The following is a 4,581-nucleotide window of genomic DNA, read 5'->3' as shown; positions in this document are numbered from 1 at the left end:
TCGTTTTTTGGCTGTGGCAGTTTGGCATAGTTTGAGCTAATTTGAATAATTGAATATGAATTTGATGTAGCACACAGATCATAAATGACTGGGTGCTTTTTTCATTTCAGGAACTCGTATTCCGGCGATAGAAAGAGCCGTCACTTCACTTTTTATTTTGGAGTGGCGGCTTTTTCTATTTCCAGAAGCAACAGCAACAATTAGAAATGAGGTGAAGTTAATGAACACGCAAATCATTGCCATTGCCAACCAGAAAGGCGGCGTTGGCAAGACAACGACCTGCGCGAACTTAGGTGTGGGACTGGCACAGGCCGGAAAGAAAGTGCTGCTGATCGACGGGGACCCGCAAGGCAGCCTGACCATTAGCCTGGGCAATCCCCAGCCGGACAAGCTGCCCTTTACTCTGTCCGACGCGATGGGCCGTATCCTGATGGACGAGCCGTTGCGACCCGGTGAGGGCATCCTGCACCACCCGGAAGGCGTTGACCTGATGCCTGCGGACATCCAGCTCTCTGGCATGGAGGTTTCCCTGGTAAATGCCATGAGCCGTGAGACCATCCTGCGGCAGTATCTTGACACGCTCAAGGGACAGTATTCCCATATCCTGATTGACTGCCAGCCCTCCCTGGGTATGCTCACGGTCAATGCGCTGGCAGCTGCAAACAGGATCATAATCCCCGTCCAGGCAGAGTATCTGCCCGCCAAGGGTTTAGAACAGCTGCTCCAAACAGTAAATAAGGTGAAGCGACAGATCAACCCCAAGCTCCAGATTGACGGCATCCTGCTGACGATGGTGGACAACCGCACCAACTTTGCCAAGGAGATCGCCGCCTTGCTGCGGGAGACCTACGGCAGCAAAATCAAGGTGTTCGCCACCGAGATTCCCCATTCTGTTAGGGCAAAGGAAATCAGCGCCGAGGGCAAGAGCATTTTTGCCCATGACCCTGGCGGCAAGGTGGCTGAGAGCTACAAAAATCTGACGCAGGAGGTGACGAAACTTGAAAAGCAGCGCGAAAAAAGTAGAGCTGGCATCGGTAGATGACCTGTTTTCCACCGAGGAAAGCCGTTTGGAAGAACGGCTGGAGAAGATTCAGGAAATCCCCTTGTCTGAACTGCACCCTTTTAAGAACCATCCGTTCAAAGTCAAGGATGATGAAGCCATGCTGGAAACTGCGGACAGTATCAAGCAGTATGGTGTGCTGGTTCCGGCGATTGCAAGACCTGACCCAGAGGGCGGCTATGAACTGGTAGCCGGACACAGGCGGCACAGGGCCAGTGAACTGGCTGAGAAAGAAACCATGCCAGTCATTGTCCGGGATTTGGACGATGATGCCGCCACCATCATCATGGTGGACAGCAACTTGCAGCGTGAAAGCCTGCTCCCCAGCGAAAGAGCCTTTGCCTATAAAATGAAGCTGGAGGCTGTCAAACATCAGGGCGCACGAACCGATTTAACTTCTCGCCAAGTTGGCGAGAAGTCGCAGACCTCTATTCAAAAGGTTGCAGATCAGGCTGGCGAAAGCCAACGGCAGGTACAGCGCTTTATCCGCCTGACGGAGCTGATTCCCGAACTGCTGGATATGGTGGATGAACGAAAAATCGCTCTCAATCCGGCGTATGAGCTGTCGTTCCTGAAAAAAGAGGAACAGGTGCAGCTTTTGGACGCGATGGACAGCGAACAGGCCACCCCTTCTCTCTCCCAGGCCCAGCGGCTCAAGAAATTCAGTCAGGAGGGGCATTTATCCATTGATGTGATGCGGGCCATTATGGGCGAGGAAAAGAAAAGCGATCTGGACAAGGTGACATTCACCTCGGACACTTTGCGGAAGTATTTTCCCAAGAGCTACACGCCCCAGCGGATGCAGGAAACCATTATCAAGCTGCTGGAGGCGTGGCAGAAGAAGCGCCAGAGAGAGCAGGAACGATGAAAGGAGCCGCCTATGAGGGATATTTCAGCCCGTGAGCTGAAAGGACATAACATTCTTGCCGTGGAGCGTTTTCAGGATAATACCCGCCGGATGATTGAGTTTTCTGTCCTGCGTTCCTGTGCCTACGGCAGTCCCGGTGATGAAATGCGGCTGTTTCTTACGGAGGACGGCTATCAGGCCGCCCTCCTGAGCCAGCAGCGCCGGGAAATCAAGATCAAGCGTTACGCCCGTATCATCGAGGGACATATCCTCGATTTTAAGCCGGACAAGCGCCGCCGCCACTCATAAACAAATCATTACTGCGAAAGGAAAGGATTGAAATGTGTACTGTAAAGGAAATACGGGAAGCAATCCGGGAGGATTGCCATTCCCAGCATGATATGGAATCTGCGGAGATTGACCGTGTTCTGCAAACTCTGCCATTCTCTCAGGGAAATGACCTGTTGGACAAACCGCCCATTCCCAAGCGTCCCTACCGTCGCAAAAAAAGTGAACAAAACAGCTGACTGCCACAATTCTTTTTACAGGATTGTGGCTTTTTTCATACCCTGAGAAATTTGGAAGGAGTGAGGTCAATGGCCGTATTTCGCATTGAACGAACCAGAGATTATACCGTGATGAGCAATCACCATTTACGCAACGGGAAGCTGTCCCTGAAAGCCAAGGGGCTGCTTTCCATGATGTTGTCCTTACCGGAAGACTGGAACTACACCACCAGAGGGCTTGCTGCCATCTGCAAAGAGGGCGTGGACGCGATTGGCGGTGCGCTGCGGGAGCTGGAAACTGCCGGGTACATTGTCCGCCATCAGCTGCGGGACAGGCAGGGTCGGATCAGCGATACCGAGTATGTGATCTACGAGCAGCCACAGCCGAAGAACCCGGATACGCCCCAGCCGGATACGGCTTCACCAGATACGGAAAACCCGGATATGGAGAAACCGGATACGGAAAAGCCCGCAGAATTAAATATAGAGAAATCAAATACTCAAAAATCAATTACTCATGGATCAAGTACCGATTCCATTCCCTTCCGGGAGCCAGCGGCGGCAAGACCGCCGGAACGGAAAGGAAGGGATGCGATGTCTGTTACAGAGATGGAAGAATATCGGAATTTGATTTTAGAGAACATCGAGTATGACTACCTGTGCAGGGAGTTTGCTACCTATCGGGAGGATTTAGACGAGATCGTGGAGCTGATGGTGGAAACCGTCTGTGCCAGACGCAAAACCACCCGGATTGCAGGCAGCGACTTCCCCCATGAGGTGGTTCGCTCCCGTTTTTTGAAGCTGGACAGCGAACATATCCGGTTTGTCATGGACAGCTTGCAGAAAAACACCACCGAGGTCCGCAACATGAAGCAATACCTGCTGACGGTGCTGTTTAATGCGCCGACCACGATCAGCAACCACTACACCGCACAAGTCAACCACGATATGTACGCAGGCGGCTGGTAAACAGCCGCTTTTCTGCTACCCGAAAACACCGGGAGAAAGGATTTTGCCATGAAACGACCTCTTGCCTACATTACGGCTCCCTGGAGCAACAGCCAGTATGAGAACGCCGAGAGCGCTGCGGCCTACTGTCGTCAGGTGTACGACGCCGGGTATTCGCCCATCTGCCCGGTGCTGTTCCTGCCTACCTTCCTCAAGGACGAGATTCCCCAGGAACACAAGGACGGGCTGGATATGGCGCGGGACTACCTGCGCCGGTCCCATGTGCTGGTGGTCTGCGGCCACGGCATCGACGAGACCGTGAAGAATGACATTGCCACCGCCGAGCGCCTGCGGATCACCGCCACCACCCTGGACGGTATCCTGACCGTGAAGGGTCAGGGACGCGGGAAAGGAGGCGCACGCCATGCCTGAGCGTAAGACCGTGGGCCAGCTGATGGAGGAAATGCGCCTCAAAGCCGGGGCGCAGAACTACCACGGCCATGAGTACATGGATTTGGAGCGGTTTGCCGATGACACCCGGCACATGATTATCTTCGATGTGCTGACCGACGATTCCCCGGTGGGCTGGAAAGGTGAACGGACCCGCCTATTTCTGACGGAGGCCGGATACCAGAAAAGCCTGGAGAACCAGGAAAAGGGCCACATCAAGATTCTCAGCCATGCCAAAGTGCGCCAGGGCCATCTGTACTATGACCGCTCCGACCAGCTGCGCTGAAAGGAGCCTGCCATGCTGAAATACCTGCTGCGGCGGTTGGTGGTCCCGCCTTAGTATCAAGTGCCACCCCTGCAAAATCCGTGGAAAGGAGGCGATGACCTATGCAGGAGGAAGTGGAAAACAGGACTTTGACGCTGGTAGTCAGCGGAACAAAGTTTACCGGGCGGTTGATGAAAGCCGCCATCACCAAGTACCTTGCCCACCGCAAGGAAAAGAAGATGCAAAAGCAGAAAAGCCGGGATACCCCCGTGATTCCCCACGGCAAGCAGACGGTGAAGCAGCTGATCGGCCAGAATCAGGGCGTTTCCAACATCGAGATCACCGACCCCTCCATCAAGGAGTTTGAGAAGATCGCCCGGAAATACGGCGTGGACTATGCGGTGAAGAAGGACCGCAGCAGCTCCCCACCCAAGTACCTGATCTTTTTCAAAGGTCGTGATGCGGATGCGCTGACAGCAGCCTTTACCGAGTACACCGGCAAAAA

General features: G+C 53.8%; 8 protein-coding genes. All 8 read left to right on the top strand.

All coding sequences use genetic code 11. The features are described from left to right. Positions 1–220: 220 nt before the first annotated feature. Entirely contained in the window at positions 221–1,042 is an 822-nt protein-coding gene (locus tag ACESZP_RS17720) for a ParA family protein (protein WP_242411080.1), read from the top strand. Further along, positions 999–1,928: a ParB/RepB/Spo0J family partition protein gene (locus tag ACESZP_RS17715; protein WP_499709920.1), complete on the top strand. Its 930-nt coding sequence runs from the start codon at positions 999–1,001 to the stop codon at positions 1,926–1,928. Before ACESZP_RS17720 ends, ACESZP_RS17715 begins: the two co-directional genes overlap by 44 nt. Positions 1,929–1,940: 12 nt before the next feature. After that, a complete protein-coding gene (locus ACESZP_RS17710) occupies positions 1,941–2,216 on the top strand; it encodes a DUF5720 family protein (RefSeq protein ID WP_021905612.1) in 276 nt (91 codons plus the stop codon). A 26-nt stretch (positions 2,217–2,242) separates the two neighbouring features. After that, positions 2,243–2,434 carry a hypothetical protein gene (locus ACESZP_RS17705; protein ID WP_499709922.1) on the top strand — a complete coding sequence of 64 codons (192 nt, stop codon included), beginning with the start codon at positions 2,243–2,245 and terminating at the stop codon, positions 2,432–2,434. A gap of 69 nt (positions 2,435–2,503) precedes the next feature. Beyond that, on the top strand, positions 2,504–3,382 hold the full coding sequence (locus tag ACESZP_RS17700) for a DUF6017 domain-containing protein (protein WP_499709919.1): 879 nt from the start codon (positions 2,504–2,506) through the stop codon (positions 3,380–3,382). Between the two features lie 48 nt (positions 3,383–3,430). Next, on the top strand, positions 3,431–3,793 hold the full coding sequence (locus tag ACESZP_RS17695; protein ID WP_015527912.1) for a DUF7768 domain-containing protein: 363 nt from the start codon (positions 3,431–3,433) through the stop codon (positions 3,791–3,793). Continuing rightward, positions 3,786–4,097, top strand: coding sequence for a DUF5720 family protein (locus ACESZP_RS17690; RefSeq protein ID WP_015527911.1), 312 nt, complete (start codon positions 3,786–3,788; stop codon positions 4,095–4,097). The genes ACESZP_RS17695 and ACESZP_RS17690 overlap by 8 nt, the downstream gene beginning before the upstream one ends. Before the next feature lie 101 nt (positions 4,098–4,198). Beyond that, positions 4,199–4,581: PcfB family protein (locus ACESZP_RS17685; RefSeq protein WP_499709917.1), on the top strand; the 383-nt coding region annotated here is incomplete at its 3' end.

Source organism: Candidatus Dorea massiliensis AP6 (assembly GCF_964245105.1).
GTDB lineage: Bacteria > Bacillota > Clostridia > Lachnospirales > Lachnospiraceae > Laedolimicola > Laedolimicola intestinihominis.
The sequence above is the reverse complement of the archived record's forward strand: the minus strand, read 5'-3'. Positions and strand labels throughout refer to the sequence as shown.